Below are 19,405 nucleotides of genomic sequence, written 5' to 3'. Positions count from 1 at the left end.
TGCGCAAATCTTGTGCAAGTATAGATTCGAGGCGAGCCGACTAACCGTGGGTCAACCCGGGCCGCCGCCTCCGATCATCGCTGCATCACACCAAGGTCGTCCTATAAATGTCGCCCGCTTCGGTGCTATTGCTGCCGGAACGCGGCGATGAACGTCGAAACGAGGAGATGTCCCATATGAAGCGTCGTCAGTTCCTGCAGGTCGCCGGTGCCGGTGCGGCCGCATCCGCTGTCGCCATGCCGGCGGTCGCGCAGTCCAATCCCGAGGTGAAGTGGCGCCTCGCGTCGAGCTTCCCGAAATCGCTCGACACCATCTATGGCGGCGCCGAAGTCATGGCGAAGATGGTCTCCGAGCTGACCGACGGCAAGTTCCAGATCCAGGTCTTCGCCGCCGGCGAGATCGTGCCGGCCCTGCAGGCCATGGACGCGGTCAGCAACAACACCGTCGAGATGGCTCACACCGTCTCGTATTACTATGTCGGCAAGGATCCGACCTTCGCGATCGCGGCGTCCGTGCCGTTCGGCCTCAATGCCCGCCAGCAGAATGCCTGGCTGTTCCAGGGCGGCGGCAACGAGCTGTTCAACGAATTCTACAAGAAGTTCAACATTTACGGTCTGCCGTGCGGCAACACCGGCGCCCAGATGGGCGGCTGGTTCCGCAAGGAGATCAAGAGCGTCGCCGACATCAACGGCCTGAAGATGCGCATCGGCGGCATCGCCGGCTCGGTCCTGCAGAAGCTCGGCCTCGTGCCGCAGCAGATCGGCGGCGGCGACATCTATCCGGCGCTGGAGAAGGGCACGATCGACGGCGCCGAGTGGGTCGGCCCCTATGACGACGAGAAGCTCGGCTTCGCCAAGGTCGCGCCGTATTACTATTATCCAGGCTTCTGGGAAGGCGGCCCCTGCGTCCACGCCTTCATCAACCTGGAGAAGTGGAATGCGCTGCCGAAGGCCTATCAGGCTGCGCTGACGGCCGCCTGCACCTATGCCAACACCCAGATGGCGGCGAAGTACGACGTGCAGAACCCGGCGGCTCTGAAGCGTCTCGTCGGCGCCGGCACGCAGCTGCGTCCGTTCCCGCAGGACGTGATGGAAGCCTCGCTCAAGGCCTCCAACGAGCTCTATGCCGAGATCTCGGGCAAGAACGCCGACTTCAAGAAGGCGATCGACGCCATGGTCGCCTTCCGCGGCGATCAGTATCTCTGGTGGCAGGTGGCGGAGCTGACCTTCGACATCTTCCAGGTGCGCAACCGCGCCACGAAGTAACGAGCGCCGCCAGGCCGCGACGTGACGTGAAGCCCGGCCGTAAGGCCGGGCTTTTTCATTTGGCGCGATCAGCGGTGCCTGCCGGTGCGCTGATGCCAAGCTGAGTTAGACAAAATGCCTATGCGGAAACCGCATGGGCGTCATGTGTTTCGCTTGCGCTTGCCGCGCAGATCGCCTTTTCTGACGCTCTTGCGCGCGAACCGGAAAATACCGGCGCGCCTCCAATGCTCTGGGAGGAGCCCTCTACATGAAGCGTCGTCAGTTTCTGAAGGTCGCCGGTGCCGGTGCCGCAGCCAGTGCCGTCGCGGCGCCGGCCATTGCGCAATCCATGCCCGAGGTGAAATGGCGCGTCACCTCGTCCTTCCCGAAATCGCTGGACACGATCTACGGCGCGTCCGAGACGCTCGCGAAGGCGGTCTCCGAGGCGACTGACGGCAAGTTCCAGATCCAGGTCTTCGCCGCCGGCGAGATCGTGCCGGCCCTGCAGGCGGCCGATGCGGTGACCAACGGCACGGTCGAGATGTGCCACACCGCCTCCTACTATTATGTCGGCAAGGACCCGACCTTCGCCTTCGGTACCGCTGTTCCGTTCGGGCTCAACGCCCGCCAGCAGAACGCTTGGTTCTACCATGGCGGCGGCATGGACCTGCTCAACGAGTTCTACAAGAAGTACAACATCTATGCGCTGCCCGGCGGCAACACCGGCTGCCAGATGGGCGGCTGGTTCCGCAAGGAGATCAAGACGGTCGCCGACCTGCAGGGCCTGAAGATGCGCATCGGCGGCTTTGCCGGCCAGGTGGTCAGCAAGCTCGGCGTCGTGCCGCAGCAGATCGGCGGCGGCGACATCTACCCGGCGCTGGAGAAGGGCACGATCGACGCGGCCGAATGGGTCGGCCCTGCCGATGACGAGAAGCTCGGCTTCAACAAGGTTGCGCCCTATTACTACTATCCCGGCTGGTGGGAGGGCGGCGCCTCGCTGCACTTCTTCATGAACACGGCCAAGTGGGACGCGTTGCCGAAGATCTACAAGTCGATCCTGACCACGGCCGCGGCCCTCGCCAATGTCGACATGCAGGCCAAGTACGATGCGCGTAATCCGGCGGCGCTGAAGCGTCTGGTCGGCGGCGGCGCGCAATTGCGGCCGTTCTCGCAGGAGATCATGGAAGCCTGCCTCAAGGCGTCCAAGGAGGTCTATGCCGAGACCAACGCCAAGAACCCGGATTTCAAGAAGATCTACGAGGCGATGTCGGCCTTCCGTGGCGATGAGTATCTCTGGTTCCAGATCGCCGAGTACACCTTCGACAACTTCCTGATCCGCGCCCGTGCGGGCAACCTGCTCTGAAGACGAGAGCGATCGCCGGTTCGCCGGCCAACTTTGGGATCCCCGGCCGTGAGGCCGGGGATTTTTGCTTCATACGCTGCCGGCGCGCTCGATCACCAGCACGCGCGCCGGGCCGAGCGGATGGGCGACATGGGCGTCGCCGTCCTGCGCATGGAAGATGTCGCCGCGCACGAGCCGCTGCACGCTTTCGACGCCGCCGGTACGGGTGTGCATGTCGACCTCGCCATCGAGGACGACGAAGACCTCCGGGCCATCGTTGACGTGCCATTTATAGGGCTGGTCGGTCCAGTGCAGCCGGATCGTGGCGTCATCGATCCGCTCGATGTCGAGCGCCTCCCAGGCGCGGCTGCCGGTGAAATCCTGCGGCTTGATCGTCCTCATTGCCGATGTCTCCGATTGGCGGAAGGGACCCTGAATCTTCACCGGCGGCGGCGCCCATGCCATAGGCAAGACGCCGGCAGCACCTGCGATCGGCGGATTCTGGAGGGATCTCGCTTGCGAAACGACGGTGAGCTCGACGCCATCGACCGGAAGCTGCTCACATTGCTCAAGGCCGATGCGCGTGCATCGTTCACGGCGCTGGCGCGCGCTGCCGGGCTCTCGCGCACTGCGATCCAGGAGCGGATGGCCAGGCTCGAGCGTGACGGGGTCATCCTCGGCTACACGGTCCGGCTGGCCGAGCAGCCGAAGGCGCCGGCGACCCGTGCGATGCTCTCGCTGCGCATCCGGACGCGTCCCTGCGCCGCGGTACTCGATCGCTTCAGGGCCTGGCCGGAGATCGTCGCCTGCTATTCGCTTGCAGGACCCGTCGACGCCATGCTGATCGTCGAGACGAACGACGCGCCGGCTCTGTCGCGACTGGTCGACCGGCTGAGCGCCGTGCCCGGCGTCGGTGAGATCGAGACGGCGCCGATCCTGGCCGAGAGCGGCAAGGGCAGTTGAAGACTTGCCCTAGCCCGACCGCGTTCGAGAGGTTAATCTGTCGACCATCGCAAATCGGGGCGATCATGAAGCTGCCACTCGCCATCATCCTCGCGACCCTGGGCTTGCCGGCGCTCGCCGCCGCCCAGTCGATCGGCGAGCCCATTCCCGGTCGCGGAGCCGTCAAGACCAAGCCGGCCGCGGCACGTCCTGGGGCGGCCCAGGCAACGCGCCCCTGTCCGGAGTACGGGCCCGGCTTCGTTCGCGTCGAAGGCTCCTCCGCCTGCGTGCGCGTCGGCGGCGGCGTCCGTGCCGAGTTCGGCAAGAGTTCCAGCAGCCGCCGCTACGGCTCCGGCGCGGAGGCGATGGTCTATGGCGAGGCGCGGGGCGCGACCTCGGTCGGCGAGGTCCGCGCCGTGATCAGTGGCCGCGGCCGGCTCGACAACAACCTGAATGACGGTTGGCAGCGCTGGTGAACTGACGCCCGCGCCTCCCTTGAAAGCGAAAGCCCCGGATCGCTGATCCGGGGCTTCGTCGTTCTGGCTTCCCGTCCTATTTCAGGTTCAGCGTCGGCGGGGCGTTGAGGTCGAGCCCCGGCAGGCCGCCGGAGCCGCCGAGCCCCGGAATGCTGATGCTGTCGAGCTGCTTGTTGATCTGCTGCTGGTCGAGCTGAATGCCCGAGCTCTTGTAGTGCATCACCATCGACGGGAAGAGCACGACGAGTGCGACCATGATGCACTGGATCACCACGAAGGGCACCGCGCCCCAGTAGATCTGTCCGGTCGTCACCGGCTCCATCATCTTGCCGGTGATCTTGTCCTTGTAGGCGACCTTCGGCGCGACCGAGCGCAGGAAGAACAGGGCGAAGCCGAAGGGCGGGTGCATGAACGAGGTCTGCATGTTCACGCCGAGGATGACGCCGAACCAGATCAGGTCGATCCCGAGCTTCTCCGCCGCCGGGCCGAGCAGCGGCACGACGATGAAGGCGAGCTCGAAGAAGTCGAGGAAGAAGGCGAGCAGGAAGACCATCACGTTGACGACGATCAGGAAGCCCGTCGCACCGCCGGGCAGCCCGACGAGCAGGTGCTCGACCCAGACATGGCCGTTGACGCCGTAGAAGGTCAGCGAGAACACGCGCGCGCCGACCAGGATGAACAGCACGAAGGCCGAGAGTTTGGCGGTCGATTCCGTCGCCTGCCGGAGCAGGTCGAAGGTCATCCGCCTTTTGCCCCAGGCGAGCAGGATCGCGCCGGCTGCGCCCATGGCGCCGCCCTCGGTCGGCGTTGCGACGCCGATGAAGATCGTGCCGAGCACGAGGAAGATCAGCGCCAGCGGCGGCACCATCACGAACACGACCTGTTCGGTCATGCGCGAGAGCAGGTTGAGCTTCAGGAACTTGTTGACCAGCGCGATCACGAAGGAGACCGCGACCGCGATCGACATCGTCAGGATGACGAAATCCGCGCCGCCTCCGACCTTGGTGAAGAACTTCATGTAGGCGATGGCGACACCGAAGGCGATGATCGTCACCACCAGCAGCGAGAAGCGGCGGGTCTTGCCGTCGGCGTCGCGCAGCGTCTGCGCTTCCGGCGGCAGGCCGGGAGCGCGCTCGGGCCGGAAGATCGTGGTCAGGAAGACATAGCCGGCGTATAGCCCTGCCAGTACCAGGCCCGGGATGAAGGCGCCCTCATACATGTCGCCGACCGAGCGGCCGAGCTGGTCGGCGAGCACGATCAGCACCAGCGAGGGCGGGATGATCTGCGCCAGCGTGCCAGATGCCGCGATCACGCCGGAGGCGAGCCTCCGGTCATAGCCGTAGCGCAGCATGATCGGCAGCGAGATCAGGCCCATCGAGATCACCGAGGCGGCGACGACGCCGGTGGTGGCCGCGAGCAGCGCGCCGACGAAGATGACCGCATAGGCGAGGCCGCCGCGGATCGGCCCGAAGAGCTGGCCGATCGTGTCGAGCAGGTCCTCGGCCATGCCCGAGCGCTCCAGCACCAGGCCCATGAAGGTGAAGAACGGGATCGCCAGCAGCACGTCGTTGTTCATCGTGCCGTAGATGCGTTCCGGCAGCGCCTGCAGGAAGTTCTCCTGGAACATGCCGAGCTCGATGCCGACCAGGGCGAAGAACAGCCCGTTGGCGGCGAGCGCGAAAGCGACGGGATAGCCGAGCAGCAGGAACAGCACGAGCGCGGCGAACATCACCGGCGCCATGTTGACGCGCAGGAAGTCACCGATCCCGGCGGCGTGCGCGTCGCCGGTATGCAGGCTGAGAAAGGCGGCGAGCGTGAGCGCGAGCAGCAGCGCGGCGGCGCGGGCGGAGCGGGCAGGGATCATCGAGCGGGTCCGGGAAACAGCTTGGCTCACGGGGCGAGGCCTTCGGCCCTGGCCTGCTCGAGCAGGCGCTGGGCCTCAGCCTCGGCGGCAGCGGCATGGCCGCGCAATGTCTCGTCGTCCTCAAGCTTGCCGCGCATGATCGCGATCTGCTTGATCACTTCGGAGATGCCCTGCAGCAGCAGCAGGAAGAAGCCGATGATGACGAGCCCCTTGGCCGGCCATTGCGGCAGGCCGCCGGCCGAGAGCGACTGCTCGTTGACCTGGTAGGAGCGCAGGAAGAACGGGCCGGAGTGGTAGACCATCAGCGCGCAGAACGGCAGCAGGAACAGGAGATGGCCGATCAGGTCGATCCATTGCTGCACGCGCTTGGGCAGCAGGTTGTTCACGATGTCGATGCGGATGTGCTCCTTGAGCTGCAGCGTCCAGGACGCGCAGAGCAGGAAGACCGCACCGAACAGCACCCATTGCAGTTCGAGCCAGGAGTTCGACGAGACGTTGAACAGCTTGCGGATGATCGCGTTCACGGTCGAAACGATGACCGCAAGCAGGATCAGCCAGGCGACCCATTGCCCGATCTTGCGGTTGAGAGTGTCGATCGCGCGACTCAAAGCGAGGGGTGCGTCCACCTCAGTCCTCCCTGACCTCGTGGATTGCGGCCGCATCATGCGGTTTGCGAAGGGCGGTTATACGAAAGCTACATGCCGCACAACATTGCGCGGCGCAAGGCGCTGTGGATCAGTCCTTTCGCCTACGCGGCTCCTTGCGCAACGCAAGCAATGCGACGAGCAGCATCAGCCACATCATCGCCATCAGCGCCGGAGGCCAGTGCGCCACCAGCGAGCTGATCAGCGCGGCTGCGAGCGCCCCTGAGCCGAGCTGGATCGCTCCTGCCAGGCCGGCCGCCGACCCCGCGAGCTCCGGCCGGGCCGACAGCGCTGCAGCCGTCGCACCCGGCAGGGTCAAGCCGTTGCCGATCGCGCTGACCGCGAGCGGCAGGAACAGGGTCAGTGGCGTCCAATAAGGGGTCAGCGCGATCGCGAGGGCGACCGTCGCCGCCACGAACGAGATGACGAGGCCGATCCAGGCCATCTTCGCCGTGCCGTGCCGGAGCACCAATCGGGACATGGCGAAATTGCCCACCATGTAGCCGAAGGCGTTGAGCATGAAGTAGGCGCCATAGGTGTCGGAGCCGCGCCCCATCGTCTCGACCACGATGAACGGCGCCGCCGCGATGAAGGCGAAAAATGCGGCCGAGGTCATCGCCAGCGCGATCACGTTGCGGATGAAGCCGCGGTCGCGCGCCAGATCCGGAAAAGCGCGGAAGATGCCAGTGAGCGAGGTTCGTACGCCGACATTCGGTGCCGTCTCGGGCAGCCGCAGCTGGACCAGCACCAGCACGATCGCGGCTGCGGCCGCCATCGACCAGAAGATCACGCGCCAGCCGAAGCTGGTCTCGATATGGCCGCCGAGATAGGGCGTGATCATCGGTGCGACGACCATGACCATGGTCACCGTCGCGATCTGCCGTGCCGCCTGGTCGCGGCCGGCGGTGTCGCGGATGATGGCGCGCGCCAGGGCGAAGGTCGTACCGGAGCCGGCGCCTTCGAGCACGCGCGCGAACAGCAGCGTTCCGGCGCTGTCCGCGACAGCGCCGAGCACCGAGCCGATCATGAAGACGGCGGTGCCGGCAATCACGCAGGGGCGGCGCCCGAAGCGGTCGGAGAGCGGGCCGACCACGAGCTGCGTCAGCGCGACCGCGACCAGGAACAGGGTCAGCGTCAGCTGGATCGTCGCATAGCTGGTGGCGAAGTTGCGGGCGAGCGCCGGCGTCGCCGGAGCGAGCATGTTGAGCGCGATCGGTTGCAGCGTCGAGATCGCGACGAGCACGGTGAGAGTGGGTTTGCCCTTCATAGCGGCTTCTCGCCCTCGGGCTTCAGCTGCGAATCATGACGGACGCGCTGGCGGTGCAGGGTGTAGAGGCCGCTGCCGACGATCAGTGCGATGCCGGCGAAGGCGATCTTGTCCGGAGACTCGCCCCAGACCAGCCAGCCGATCAGCACCGCGATCGGGACGACGGAGTAACGATAGCCCGCGACGACGCCGACATCGGTGTTGCGGAAGGCGCTGATGATGCTGAGGCCGCCCCCGGTGACCAGGATCGCGGCGCCTGCGAGATAGGCGAGCTCGATCCGCCAGGGCGACTGCCAGGTTTCGAGTCCGCTCATGCCGACGCCCAGCAGCCCGACGATCACCGTCGCGGTCAGCGACACCACGGTTGATGGCACGTCGCTGCTGATGAAACGGGTCGTCAGATCGCGGATGGCGACGAGGCCAGCGCCGGCGAGCGCGACCAGCGCGGCTGAGCTGAAGCCGTCCGCGCTTGGGCGCATCACGATCAGCACGCCAATGAAGCCGACCGCCAACGCCAGGGCCCGGCGCCAGCCGACAGATTCGATCCGCAGCAGCACCGCCAACAGGACGATGAGCAAAGGCGAGGCCATCACGATCGCCGTGATGTTGGCGAGCGGCAGCAATCCCAAGGCCCAGATGAAGGTCAGTGCGCACAGCGCTTCGACGCCCGCACGCACCAGCACCAGCGGCCTCAGCCCGAGCGGAAGCTTGCGCCAGTCGCTCATGAACACGACCAGCGCCAGGCTCGCCATGACGGCGAAGACGGTGCGCAGCGCCAGCGCCTGGCCGGCCGGGAAGACCTCGCGGGCGAGCTTCATCAGCGCGTCGTTGCAGCAGAAGAGCGTCATCGCCGCCATCATGGCGATGATTCCGCGGCGGTTCTGGGCGGCGGTGGCCAAAGCGTTTCCTGTCAAGCTTCGCGCGCCGCCCGCCGGGCCTCAGACAGGCCGAGCGGCAAGGCGTTGCGGCGGATCGACGGTTCAGGCGTCGAAGCGGGAGAGGGAGAAGGGCGAGAGGTCGAAGGCGGTGCGGCCGGTGGTGGCGAGGTCGGCAAGGATCTCGCCGATCGCACTGGCGAATTTGAAGCCATGGCCGGAGCAGGCCGAGGCGAATACCGCCTGCGGCACGCCGGGCACGGCGTCGATGACGAAGTCCTCGTCGGGCGAGACCGTATAGACGCAGCCCTTCACCGTCAGCGGGTCGCCATTGGCGTCAGGCAGATAGCGCGCCAGGCATTCGCGGATCAGCTTGACCTGATTGGGGCTTGGCGTCCGGTCCGGCTGGCGCGGGTCCATCGGCTCGCGGGCAAAATGCGGCCCGCCGAGCTTGAAGCCGGGATGTTCATAGAGCGGAAAGCCGTAGAAGGTGCCTTCCTCTGCGCTGAGGATGAAGACCGGGAAGGCGCCTTCGCGGAACAGTTCCGGGCGGCGTGTGGTGAACCAGCCGATCGCCTGGCGCACTGTCGTCATCGAGCGTGCGAGCTGCGGCACAGCATCGGTGATCCAGCCGCCGGAGGTGATCACCAGCCGTCCGGCCGAATAGGTGGTTCGCTCGGTCCGGACGGTGACGCCGCCATCGGCGGTCGGCTGCCAGTCGAGCATCGGCTCGCCGGTGCGGATATCGGCACCTTTGGATTGAGCCAGCCCGACATGGGCGTAGATCGCCTTCTCCGAGGCGACGAAGCCGCCGCCCGGCTGCCAGAGGCCGAGATAACCATCCGGCAGATGGAAGCCGGGGAAGCGACGCATGATCTCGTCACCGCCGAGCATTTCGTGCTCGAGCCCATGGTCGAGGCAGGATTGCAGCGAGGACTCGACCGGGCCGAGCCCCTCGGGAGCAAGATCGAGCGAGCCGGTGACGTGCAGCAGCTTCAGCCCGGCCGCATCACCGGTCTCCTGCCAAAGCTGATGGGCGCGCTTGACGATCGGCACATAGTGCGAGCCCTCGAAATAGGCGAGGCGGATGATCCGGGTCAGCCCATGCGAGGAGCCCATGGTGTGGCCGAGGTCGAAGCGCTCGAGGCCGAGCACCTTGAGGCCGCGCTTCGCCAGGTGCCAGCATGCAGCGGACCCCATCGCACCGACGCCGGCGACGATCACGTCGTAGTGCGATGAGCTCATCGAACGTCCCTGGCGGAACCGGCTTCGCTTGCCGGTCGGATTTGCCTGCAATCTAGGCGGGCGGGTGCGGTGGGTCCATCCCGCCTGGTGGATGAACGCAGTTGCGCGGCAGGCAGGGACGGTGGACCGGCTGCGGGCGGAAACACGCTTTCAGGCGGGAGGCTCAGGCTTTTGTTAACCCTGTCGGCGCATGGTTCATCCACCTGCCTCGTCCCTTCGGGAATGCCTATGCTTGCTCGCTCCGTCTGGCGCCTGTTGGGCCGCGCCGGCCCCGCTGCCGCGACGGTTGCGCCGCAAGCCGTGGCGGAGACATCTCGAGCGCCGCAGCCTGCCCCTGCCGAGACGTCGATCAGCGAGGCGATCAACGAGCTGGAGAGCGACGTCGTCGCCGCGATGCGCCGTCTCAATGACGGGCTCGACCAGGCGGAGGATTGCTCCGAGCGTTCCGAAATCCGCTCGCGCGAGATTCGTGGCGGCATGGCGGAGCTGCGTGACGCTGCTTTGCAGGCGAGCGATAATTCGTCGGCACTGGCGACGGCGACCCTGCAGGTGTCGGAGGCGGCCGAGCGCGTCGGAGCCGCCATGTCCGGCGCCCGCGACATGCTCGATAACGCCGCCGAGCGCGCCGCGGAGGCCACGGCGATGATCAACGGGCTCGCGGCCGCGACCAGCGAGATCCGCTCGATCGTCGACGCCATCGCCGAGATCGCCCGCCAGACCAATCTGCTCGCTCTCAACGCCACGATCGAGGCGGCGCGTGCCGGCGAGGCCGGCAAGGGCTTCGGCGTCGTCGCGCAGGAAGTGAAGTCGCTCTCGCTCGGCGTGCGCGAGGCGGCCGATCATATCCGCAATCAGGTCGACCGGTTGAACCAGGCGGCGCAGGGCTCGGCCGCCGTGGTCAGCGACGCTTTCCGCCTTGTCGGCGAGGTCAATCCGGTCATGGCGACTGTCGGCGAGGCCTCGCAGGAGCAGGCGGCGGCCGCCGCGGAACTGTCGCGCAGCGCCGAGGCGACCGCCCGCTTCATCGAGACCGTGCGCGACCGCGTCACCGAGGTCGATAGGGTCGCGCTCTCCGCGGCGCAGGAGAATGTCGACGCCAGGCGTGCCCTCGCCGAAGGCGCGCGCCAGGCGGAGGGGCTGCTCGAGCGCTTCGTGCCGACGCTGCGCCACACCGTCTTCGCCGACCGGCGCCAGCATGACCGTTTCCCGGCCGAGTGCCCGGTCAGGCTCGCATTCGGCGGACGCACCGTCACCGGGCAGACGATCGATCTCGGCTTCGGCGGCGCCTTGTTGTCGGTCGACGATGGCGAGCTGAAGCCGCGGGCGCGCGGTACGATCACGATCGAGAACCTGCCGCCATTGCCGTGCCGGGTGATGGCGCGCAGCGACCTTGGCCTCCACATCGCATTCGAGCGGGGCGACGAGGCCGCGCATGCGGCGCTGCACCAGCGCCTCGCCGAGATCGAACACGGCTACCGCCCGCTGATCGAGCAGGCGCAGGAATTCGCACATCGCGTCGCCGCCCTGTTCGAAGCGGCGTTGCGCACCGGTCGCCTCACCGAAGATGATCTGTTCGACACCGATTATGTGCCGGTGCCGGACTCCAATCCGCGCCAGTTCGCCAACCGGGCGCTGTCGGTGCTGCAGGCGATCCTGCCATCCGTGATGGAGCAGGCCAAGGCGAGCGATCCGCGCCTCGTCTTCACCTTGCCGATCGACCGCAACGGCTATGTCCCGGTACATCACCCCGAGTATTCGCGGCCGCAGCGGCCCGCCGATCCGGATTGGAACCCAGCCTATAGCCGCGACCGCCGCATCTTCGACGACCGCGCCGGCATCACGGCCGCGCGCTCGGCACGCCCCTTCATCATCCAGTCCTATCAGCGTGACATGGGCAGCGCCGGCGTCCAGCTGATGCGCGAGGTCGACGCGCCGCTGCGCGTCGCCGGCCGCCATTGGGGCGGCGTGCGCATGGCCTATCGCATGGCCTGATCAGCCGCGGCCCGCCGCCAGGATCGCGTCGATCCAGCGCTGCGAGGTCAGGGCTTCCTCGCCGCTCACCACCGGATCGCGCCGCGCTTCGATCGCGTCGAGGAAATCGGCGATCACGGCGCGGTGGGCATCGTGCGGGAAATCCATGATGTTGGCGCCGCTGCCGGTGTTGCCCTCGGCCTCGACCACCTCGGAGCGGCCGTCGAGGAAGGAGAGCTGCAGGCGTCCGCCGACCAATGCGGCGTGGCCCTTCGAACCGATGATCTCGATCCGCTCGGGGTGGCCGGGATGGGCGGCGGTGGTGGTGACCAGCGTCACTGGGGCGCCATTGCCGGCCTCCAGCAGGGCGCCGACATAGTCCTCGGTCTCCATCCTGTGCAGCGAGGTCGTCCGTACCTGAGCCGCGACGACCCTGGAGATGCCGACCAGCGAGCGGAACAGGTCGAAGGAGTGGATCGCCTGCGTCAGCAGCACGCCGCCGCCGTCGCGCGCCATCGTGCCGCGGCCGGGCTCGTCATAGTAGCTCTGCGGCCGCCACCATGGCACCTGCAGCAGGCCCGCCTCGACGCTGCCGAGCTCGCCGTTGTCGAGCGCCGCCTTGAGCCTGAGGCTTGCGGGCCGGAAGCGGTGCTGCAGCACGACGCCGAAGGCCTTGCCCGAGGCTCGCGCCGCCGCGACCAGCTCCTCGCCGCGTGCCACAGTCAATTCCAGCGGTTTTTCGACCAGCACATGCTTGCCGGCGGCGAGGCAGCGTGCCCCGACATCGCGATGGCTCGATGGCGGAGTGAGCACGATCACCGCCTCGACGCTCTTGTCGGCGAGCACCGCGTCGATATCGGTGCTGCCGGGGAAGGGGAACTGGGCGCGATAGGCGTCGAGCCGCTCCTGCGAGCGGCTGACGACGTGCCGGACATCGACCCGCTCCGCGAGGTCGACCAGGCTGCGCGAATGGGGCAGGGCGGCCGGGCCGAGGCCGATGACGGCGATGCCGATCTTGCGTGTCACTTTGCGTCCGTTCCTCTGATCGGCAGGCGTACGGCCCGGTCCTGCGCATGCAGAGCAAGCCGGCAGACGGTGAACATGTGGCGCTGCGTCGCCGCCGTTTCGCTGCGGTCGGCGATGTCGGCGATCAGGGCGCGGAAATAGGTCAGTGGCTCGCGCGAGGCGTCGATATGGCGGGTGCCGGCCTTGTCGACGAGGAAGAGATGGTCGGTGCCGGGCCGGCCGGCGATGTCGACATATTTGCGCAGCTCGATCGTGCCCTCGGTGCCGAGGATGGTGAGCCGCCCGTCACCCCAGGTCGGCAGCCCGTCGGCGGTGAACCAGTCGACGCGGATATAGCCGCCCGCCCGGTCGCTGCGCAGCAGGATCTCGCCGAAATCCTCGAAATCGGTCAGGTCCGGAACGCCGAAATGACCGATCCCGGAGGTTGCGATCTCGGCGTCCTGCGAGCCGGTGAAGTGCAGGAACTGGTCGATCTGGTGCGAGGCGATGTCGGTGAGGATGCCGCCGAAATAGCGCTTGTCGAAGAACCAGTCCGGCCGGATCGCCCGGTTGAGCCGGTGCGGCCCCAGGCCCACCGTCTGGATCACGCCTCCGATCGCGCCGTCGGCGATCAGCTTGCCGGCGATGATCGTGGCGGGGACGACGAAGCGCTCGGAGAAGCAGACCGAGAAGATTCGCCCGGTCTCCGCGACAACCCGCTCGACCTCGGCCAGCTGCTCGAACGTCGTGACGCCCGGCTTGTCGACCATCACGTCCTTGCCGGCCCGCATCGCCCTGACGGCGAGGTCGGCTCGCTCCGAGGGGATGCCGGCGCAGACGATGAGGTCGATCGTGGGATCGTCGAGCAGCGCCTCAGCCGGCGCCTCCCGCAGTTGCGGGAAGCGCTCGCGGAAGCCGACGAGCACGCGCGGATCGCTGGTCGCAGGGTCGAAGCCGGCGCAATCCGCGCCGGCCTCCAGCAGGCCACCGACCATATGGTAGATATGGCGGTGGTCGAGGCCGATGGCTGCGAAGCGCATCTTACTTCGGCGCGTGGCCGACGCCGATCTCCTGGTCCCAGCGCCGGAAGGCGGCGACCAGGCGCGCGGGCGTCAAGGGCGGGCGGGTCGGCAGGCTTGAGATCAGCCCGTCATATTCGGGTCGGCCGAACTCCTTGAGCACGCCCTGGCTCTCCTGCGGCGCCATCGCCAAGGTCACGCCCTTGATCGCCGGCCCGGGGTAGAAATAGCCCTTGTCATAGGTTGCCGCCTGCGATTCCGGCTTCAGCAGATGCGACATCAGCGCCAGGATCACCGGGATCTTGTCCGCCGCCACGCCCTTCGGGATGCACATGAACTGGGTGTCGGGAATCCAGTGCGTGTTGGCGATGGTGAAGACCTTGGCCTCCTTCGGCACGATGCCGAGCGCCCGCGGGTTGATGTCCCAGCCCAGCGTCGAGACGATGCAGTCGCGCGTGCCGTCGCCGAGCTCCTTCATCGTCGCGGCGGTGCCGGTCGGGTAGTAGTCGATCGCCGTGCCGAGCTCCTTGAGATAGGCCCAGCTCTTGGCCCAGCCGTTCATCGGGTCGGTCGGATCGCTGTCGCCGAGGATGTAGGGCAAGCCCTGCAGGAAGGTCCAGCCGGGGCCGGAATTGAGCGGGCGGGCATAGGTGAAGCGGTTGGGGTTCTGCTTCACAAAAGCGAGGAACTCCTCGGCCGTCTTCGGCACGGTCTTGATCTTGTCGGCCATGTATTCGAACAGCGGCCCGGACGGCGAATAGACGACGGCGACGCCTTCGTTCTGGCCGAAATTGCGCTGCATCATCAGCGCCTGCTCGTGATAGATCTCCTCGGCCTTGGGCAGGCCCGCGGTATGCGACTTCCAGACGTCGACCCACAAGCCCTGCTGGATGCCATCAGACATCGCGCCCGGCCCGGTCAGCACCATGTCGATGTCGACGCGATTGGCGTCCTGCTGCGCCTTGAGCTTGGCGGGCAATTCGGGTGAGGGCGCGCGCGAGAAGTTCAGGCGCGAGATCAGCTTCGGATTGTCCTTGGCGAACTTCTCGATCGAGGCCTGCGTCAGCTGGAGATTGCCGGCGACGTCGATGATGTTGAGCATCACCGGGCTGGCTGGCGCGCTCTGGGCGAAGGCGCCGCCGGCGGAAAGCGCGGCGAGGCTGGAGGCGCCGGCGATCACGCCGCGCCGTGTCGGATTGGTCATGGTACCTCCCTGTGCTGGCCTGCTTTGCTGCGGCCTTGCCATGTATACTAGTACACAAGACGTCGCCGGCAAGATGCGACGAAAGCAGGGGGAGGCTGCGTGAGGGCCGGGCGGAGCCTGGCGCTCCGAAGTTGACCCGCGCCGTTGCCTCGCCTGCGCCGGACGCAGCCCCCCGATGCGGTTCCTGCCTCAGGTCTTAACATTCCCTTAGCGAGCCGACTCTAGTCATGGTTGCACGCTGCTCGATTCGCTTCGCGCGGCGCTGGCTACCGGAGGGGCATATGCGGGCTGGCTCGAAGGGTTTCGTAGCAGGAAAGTTCCTTCGCACGGCCAGCCTGATAGTCTTGGCGCTCGGCTGCGGAACGGGATCGCAGGCACTCGCCGCGACCTATCTCGTCAGCAACGAAACGGAGTTGCGCAACGCCATCGCCGCGGCGAATGCGAGCCCCGATGCCAGCTCGACGATCGTCTTCACCCAGAGCTTCACGGTCACCACCGCGCCCAACCTGGCGACGCCCACCAAGGCGCTGACGATCGACACGCAAGGGTTCACACTTTCGGGCGCCGGAGCCAGCTCCATCTTTTTCAACGGCAGTTTTCCGAGCGGTTCGCTGACGATTTCCGGCACCTTCGTCGGCGGGACGGGGAGCTCCGGACTGGTCTTCAACAGCGGCATCACGACGGCCGGCGCCAGCACCGGGCAGGTCGTCAACAATGGCTCGATCAGTGGCGGGGCAGCCGCTTCCGGAGGCCTCGGTGTCTCGCTCATCAACGTCGTGACCTTCGTCAACAACGGCACGGTCAGCGGCGGCACGGGGACGGGCTCGGGCGTCGGCAACAATGGCTCCGCCGTCAACATCCTCAACACCGGCGCGACCCTGATCAATAACGCCAGCGGCGTCATTCAGGGCGGCAACAGCACAGCAGGCGGGCATACCGGCGCAGGCGTGTACGTGAGCACGACCAACAAGGCGGCGACCATCACCAATTACGGCACGATCCGCGGTGGGTCGGCCGTCGCAGGCCCGGGCGAGGCGGCAATCGTGGCCCGCGGCGCCTCCGCTACACCGGCGACGATCTATAATCTCGGCACCGGCGTCATCGAAGGTGGCAATGGCGCTGCCGCCATCACGAACAGCAATTTTCCATCGACGATCTCGATCATCAACAGCGGCACGATCCGGGCCGGCGCCGGCTCGGCTACCGCGATTTCCATGTCCAACCAGGCAGCCGGGGTTAATCTCAGCCTCGAGCTGCAGGCCGGTTCGCAGATCATCGGCAACGTGCACGCCAGCTCTGCAGGAACCAACGACGTTCTGCGCCTTGGTGGTACGACGGATTCCAGCTTCGACGCCTCGTCGATCGGCGCGACGGCGCAGTATCAGGGTTTCGACCGCTTCGAGAAGACCGGCAGCAGTACCTGGACGCTGACGGGGGCGACCACCGCGGTGACGCCGTGGCGGCTGGTCGACGGCACCTTGTCGATCGCCAGCGACGGCAGCCTCGGCGCGACGAGCGGTGCGCTCACCTTCGACGGCGGCACGCTGCGGACCACGGCGAACATCGCCTCGGCCCGCGACGCCGTGATCAATGCGGCGGGCGGCACCTTTCAGACCGATGCGGACCTCTCCTGGTCGGGCACGATCAGCGGCGCCGGCGCGCTGAACAAGACCGGCAATGGCACGCTGGTGCTGACCGGCGGCAACAGCTATGCCGGCGGCACGACGATCGCGGCGGGCACCTTGCAGCTCGGCAATGGCGGCACGACCGGGTCGATCGCCGGCGATGTCGTCAACAGCGGCTCGCTCGCCTTCAATCGCTCGGACGCCGTCACCTTCGCCGGCACCGTCTCTGGCAGCGGCTCGCTGCAGCAGACCGGCGGCGGCACGCTGACGCTGACCGCGAGCAACAGCTATACCGGCGGCACCACGATCAGCGGCGGCACCTTGCAGCTCGGCAATGGCGGGACGACGGGGTCGATCGTGGGCGACGTCACCAACAACGGCACGCTCGCCTTCAACCGCTCGGACGACGTCACCTTCGCCGGTGCGATCTCGGGCAGCGGCGGCGTGCGCAAGCTCGGCACGGCGTCGCTCACTCTGACCGGCGCCAACAGCTATGGCGGCGGCACGGAGATCACCGCCGGCAGGCTGACCGGCTCGGCTGCGAGCTTCGGCTCCGGCAAGATCACCAATAATGGCGCGCTGATCATCGCGCAGTCGAGCGATGCGACCCTCGCCAATGCGCTCAGCGGCACCGGCACGTTCACCAAGACCGGCGGCGCTGCGCTGAACCTGACCGGCGACAGCTCGGGCTTTACCGGCGCGACGACGATCGCCGAGGGAACCCTGCTGGTGAACGGCTCGCTCTCCGGCTCGGCGGTGACGGTTGCCTCCGGCGCGCGGCTCGGCGGCTCGGGCACGGTCGGGGCTACGACGGTCGCCGCGGGCGGGCGGATCACCCCCGGCAACTCGATCGGCACGCTCACCGTCAACGGCGCCTATGTCCAGAATGCCGGGGCGGTCTACGAGGTCGAGATCGATCCGCGCAGCGTCACCTCCGATCGCATCGAGGTGAAGGGCACGGCGACGCTGGCCAATGGCGCGACGATCGCGGTCACGAACACCACCGGCGGAACCTTTGTCGCCGGCCAGCGCTACACCATCCTGACCTCGACTGGGCTGACCGGCACTTACGGCAACACCGACATCGCGGTGAGCCCCTTCCTCAGCCTGCGCAACGGCACCGACGCCACCAACGCCTATATCAGCGTGGTCCAGACCCGCTCGGTCGGCAGCATCGGCAATACCGGCAATGAGCAGCAGGTCGGCCAGGCGGTCGACAGCATGCCGGCCGGCAATCCCGTGCAGACCGAGGTGACGAACAAGCCGACGGTGGATGCGGCGCGCGACGCGCTCGGCCAGCTCGCCGGCGAGATCCATGCCTCGGCCCGCACCGTGCTGGTCGATGAGAGCTGGCTCCTGCGGGCCGCGGTCAACGATCGCCTGCGCTCCGCCTTCGGCGCGGTCGGCGCCGCCCCGATGGCGACGCTGAATTACGGTTTCACCGCCGATCTCGCCCCCGCGGTCAAGGGGCCGATGCCGAGGCCGCCCTCGGCCGAGCGCTTCGCCGTCTGGGGCCAGGGCTATGGCGCCTGGGGCCGCACCAGCAGCGACGGCAATGCTTCGAGCATCTCGCGCTCGACCGGCGGCCTGCTGGTCGGCGCCGATGCCGCCGTCTTCGAGAATCTGCGCCTCGGTGTCGTCGCCGGCTATAGCCGCAGCAGCTTCGAGGTGAACGGCCGGCTCTCCTCCGGTGAGAGCGACAACTACCATCTCGGCCTTTATGGCGGCGGGCAGTTCGGCGCGCTCAGCCTGCGCACCGGCCTGAGCTACACTTGGCATGATCTCTCGACCCGGCGCAGTGTCGTCTCGGCTGGGCTCGGCGATCTCTTGCGGGCCGATTACGATGCCGGGACCGTGCAGGCCTTCGGCGAGTTCGGCTATCGCATCGAGATCGGACAGATCGCGTTCGAGCCTTTCGTCGGCCTGGCCTATGTCAATCTGCGCAGCGACGGCTTCACCGAGCGGGGCGGGGCGGCGGCGCTCTCCAGCGCTAGCGGCGACACCAGCCTCGGCTATGCCACGCTCGGCCTGCGCGCCGCGACGACGACCCGCCTGTCCGGCATGGACCTGACCCTGCGCGGCGGCCTCGGCTGGCGCCATGCCTTCGGCGATGTCGATCCCAAGCTGACGCTCGCCTTCGCCGAAGGTAACAGGTTCACCATTGGCGGCCTGCCGATCGCCCGCGACGCCGCCCTCGTCGAAGCTGGGCTCGACCTTGCGCTCGGCGCCGGCGTCACCCTCGGAGCCTCCTATACCGGCCAGCTCGCCGAAAGCGCCCAGGACCACGCCTTCAAGGCCAATCTCGCCGTCAGGTTCTGAGGGGAGCCGTCACAAGGCAGAGTTCGTCGCCCGCAGCCGGTCGACGACTTCCGCCAGTACGTACCAGACAAAATTCGGCGTCGTTTCGACCATGAACCGGAATTGCTTTGCATCGACCAGAGCAACTTCGGATGGTGCTATCGCCTTGGCCGTGGCGGATCGCGGTTTCTTGTCGATCAGCGAGATGATGCCGAAGGCGCGCCCTGCATCGACCTGCTCGATGAGCTTCCCACGGCTGCTGACTTCGATACGGCCGGTGAGGACGATATAGGCATGGGCGGGTTCGTCGCCTTCGCGAAAGACGACATCCCCGGCGGAATAGGTGATCACCGTTCCCAGACCGCGCGAGCTGGCGGAAATCCA

16 protein-coding genes are annotated in these 19,405 nt (G+C 67.2%); 6 read left to right on the top strand and 10 right to left on the bottom strand.

What is annotated here, in order from left to right; translation table 11 throughout:
• Nucleotides 1–176: 176 nt before the first annotated feature.
• Complete coding sequence (locus tag ACWIGM_RS09365; RefSeq protein ID WP_454025668.1) at nt 177–1,265, top strand: TRAP transporter substrate-binding protein; 1,089 nt, start codon at nt 177–179, stop codon at nt 1,263–1,265.
• Between the two features lie 247 nt (nt 1,266–1,512).
• On the top strand, nt 1,513–2,607 hold the full coding sequence (locus ACWIGM_RS09360) for a TRAP transporter substrate-binding protein (protein ID WP_454025667.1): 1,095 nt from the start codon (nt 1,513–1,515) through the stop codon (nt 2,605–2,607).
• 69 nt (nt 2,608–2,676) lie between these two features.
• Here ACWIGM_RS09360 and ACWIGM_RS09355 read toward each other — a convergent pair whose 3' ends face one another.
• Nucleotides 2,677–2,988 (bottom strand): cupin domain-containing protein, encoded by a 312-nt coding sequence (locus tag ACWIGM_RS09355; RefSeq protein ID WP_454025666.1) that lies wholly within the window; start codon nt 2,986–2,988, stop codon nt 2,677–2,679.
• 114 nt (nt 2,989–3,102) lie between these two features.
• Between ACWIGM_RS09355 and ACWIGM_RS09350 the strand changes: the two genes are divergently transcribed.
• Nucleotides 3,103–3,549, top strand: coding sequence for an Lrp/AsnC family transcriptional regulator (locus tag ACWIGM_RS09350; RefSeq protein ID WP_454025665.1), 447 nt, complete (start codon nt 3,103–3,105; stop codon nt 3,547–3,549).
• Between the two features lie 65 nt (nt 3,550–3,614).
• Entirely contained in the window at nt 3,615–4,004 is a 390-nt protein-coding gene (locus ACWIGM_RS09345) for a hypothetical protein (protein WP_454025664.1), read from the top strand.
• Nucleotides 4,005–4,080: 76 nt separating this feature from the next.
• Here ACWIGM_RS09345 and ACWIGM_RS09340 read toward each other — a convergent pair whose 3' ends face one another.
• The 5 genes from ACWIGM_RS09340 to solA all read right to left on the bottom strand — a co-directional run bounded on the left by ACWIGM_RS09340 (nt 4,081) and on the right by solA (nt 9,899).
• Nucleotides 4,081–5,745: a TRAP transporter large permease gene (locus tag ACWIGM_RS09340; RefSeq protein WP_454026965.1), complete on the bottom strand. Its 1,665-nt coding sequence runs from the start codon at nt 5,743–5,745 to the stop codon at nt 4,081–4,083.
• Between the two features lie 149 nt (nt 5,746–5,894).
• Complete coding sequence (locus tag ACWIGM_RS09335; protein WP_454025663.1) at nt 5,895–6,494, bottom strand: TRAP transporter small permease subunit; 600 nt, start codon at nt 6,492–6,494, stop codon at nt 5,895–5,897.
• Nucleotides 6,495–6,603: 109 nt separating this feature from the next.
• Nucleotides 6,604–7,779, bottom strand: a complete 1,176-nt coding sequence (locus ACWIGM_RS09330) for a multidrug effflux MFS transporter (RefSeq protein ID WP_454025662.1) — start codon at nt 7,777–7,779, stop codon at nt 6,604–6,606.
• A complete protein-coding gene (locus tag ACWIGM_RS09325) occupies nt 7,776–8,678 on the bottom strand; it encodes a DMT family transporter (RefSeq protein WP_454025661.1) in 903 nt (300 codons plus the stop codon). Before ACWIGM_RS09325 ends, ACWIGM_RS09330 begins: the two co-directional genes overlap by 4 nt.
• Before the next feature lie 81 nt (nt 8,679–8,759).
• Nucleotides 8,760–9,899, bottom strand: coding sequence for an N-methyl-L-tryptophan oxidase (gene solA / locus ACWIGM_RS09320; protein ID WP_454025660.1), 1,140 nt, complete (start codon nt 9,897–9,899; stop codon nt 8,760–8,762).
• Between the two features lie 228 nt (nt 9,900–10,127).
• On the opposite strand from solA, the gene ACWIGM_RS09315 reads away from it, so the two are divergent.
• Entirely contained in the window at nt 10,128–11,891 is a 1,764-nt protein-coding gene (locus tag ACWIGM_RS09315; protein ID WP_454025659.1) for a methyl-accepting chemotaxis protein, read from the top strand.
• Here the strand turns inward: ACWIGM_RS09315 and ACWIGM_RS09310 are convergent, their stop codons facing one another.
• Genes ACWIGM_RS09310 through ACWIGM_RS09300 form a run of 3 tightly spaced genes read right to left on the bottom strand, consistent with a single transcriptional unit; the run spans nt 11,892 to nt 15,098 of the window.
• Complete coding sequence (locus ACWIGM_RS09310; protein WP_454025658.1) at nt 11,892–12,896, bottom strand: Gfo/Idh/MocA family protein; 1,005 nt, start codon at nt 12,894–12,896, stop codon at nt 11,892–11,894.
• Nucleotides 12,893–13,915, bottom strand: a complete 1,023-nt coding sequence (locus tag ACWIGM_RS09305; protein WP_454025657.1) for a Gfo/Idh/MocA family protein — start codon at nt 13,913–13,915, stop codon at nt 12,893–12,895. Before ACWIGM_RS09305 ends, ACWIGM_RS09310 begins: the two co-directional genes overlap by 4 nt.
• A 1-nt stretch (nt 13,916) precedes the next feature.
• A complete protein-coding gene (locus ACWIGM_RS09300) occupies nt 13,917–15,098 on the bottom strand; it encodes an ABC transporter substrate-binding protein (protein ID WP_454025656.1) in 1,182 nt (393 codons plus the stop codon).
• 281 nt (nt 15,099–15,379) lie between these two features.
• Here ACWIGM_RS09300 and ACWIGM_RS09295 point away from each other — a divergent pair, with 281 nt between their 5' ends.
• Nucleotides 15,380–19,042: an autotransporter domain-containing protein gene (locus tag ACWIGM_RS09295; protein ID WP_454025655.1), complete on the top strand. Its 3,663-nt coding sequence runs from the start codon at nt 15,380–15,382 to the stop codon at nt 19,040–19,042.
• 9 nt (nt 19,043–19,051) lie between these two features.
• On the opposite strand, the gene ACWIGM_RS09290 is transcribed toward ACWIGM_RS09295, so the two are convergent.
• A complete protein-coding gene (locus tag ACWIGM_RS09290) occupies nt 19,052–19,372 on the bottom strand; it encodes a Crp/Fnr family transcriptional regulator (RefSeq protein WP_454025654.1) in 321 nt (106 codons plus the stop codon).
• Nucleotides 19,373–19,405 lie beyond the last annotated feature (33 nt).

The organism is Allobosea sp. NPDC055332, assembly GCF_053645455.1.
The sequence above is the reverse complement of the archived record's forward strand: the minus strand, read 5'-3'. Positions and strand labels throughout refer to the sequence as shown.

Bases quoted from the DNA above. Each gene is read 5' to 3' on its own strand.
- ACWIGM_RS09365 (WP_454025668.1), top strand. From the start codon at position 177: ATGAAGCGTCGTCAGTTCCTGCAGGTCGCCGGTGCCGGTGCGGCCGCA.
- ACWIGM_RS09360 (WP_454025667.1), top strand. From the start codon at position 1,513: ATGAAGCGTCGTCAGTTTCTGAAGGTCGCCGGTGCCGGTGCCGCAGCC.
- ACWIGM_RS09355 (WP_454025666.1), bottom strand. From the start codon at position 2,988: ATGAGGACGATCAAGCCGCAGGATTTCACCGGCAGCCGCGCCTGGGAG.
- ACWIGM_RS09345 (WP_454025664.1), top strand. From the start codon at position 3,615: ATGAAGCTGCCACTCGCCATCATCCTCGCGACCCTGGGCTTGCCGGCG.
- ACWIGM_RS09340 (WP_454026965.1), bottom strand. From the start codon at position 5,745: ATGGCGCCGGTGATGTTCGCCGCGCTCGTGCTGTTCCTGCTGCTCGGC.
- ACWIGM_RS09330 (WP_454025662.1), bottom strand. From the start codon at position 7,779: ATGAAGGGCAAACCCACTCTCACCGTGCTCGTCGCGATCTCGACGCTG.
- solA (WP_454025660.1), bottom strand. From the start codon at position 9,899: ATGAGCTCATCGCACTACGACGTGATCGTCGCCGGCGTCGGTGCGATG.
- ACWIGM_RS09315 (WP_454025659.1), top strand. From the start codon at position 10,128: ATGCTTGCTCGCTCCGTCTGGCGCCTGTTGGGCCGCGCCGGCCCCGCT.
- ACWIGM_RS09305 (WP_454025657.1), bottom strand. From the start codon at position 13,915: ATGCGCTTCGCAGCCATCGGCCTCGACCACCGCCATATCTACCATATG.
- ACWIGM_RS09300 (WP_454025656.1), bottom strand. From the start codon at position 15,098: ATGACCAATCCGACACGGCGCGGCGTGATCGCCGGCGCCTCCAGCCTC.
- ACWIGM_RS09295 (WP_454025655.1), top strand. From the start codon at position 15,380: ATGCGGGCTGGCTCGAAGGGTTTCGTAGCAGGAAAGTTCCTTCGCACG.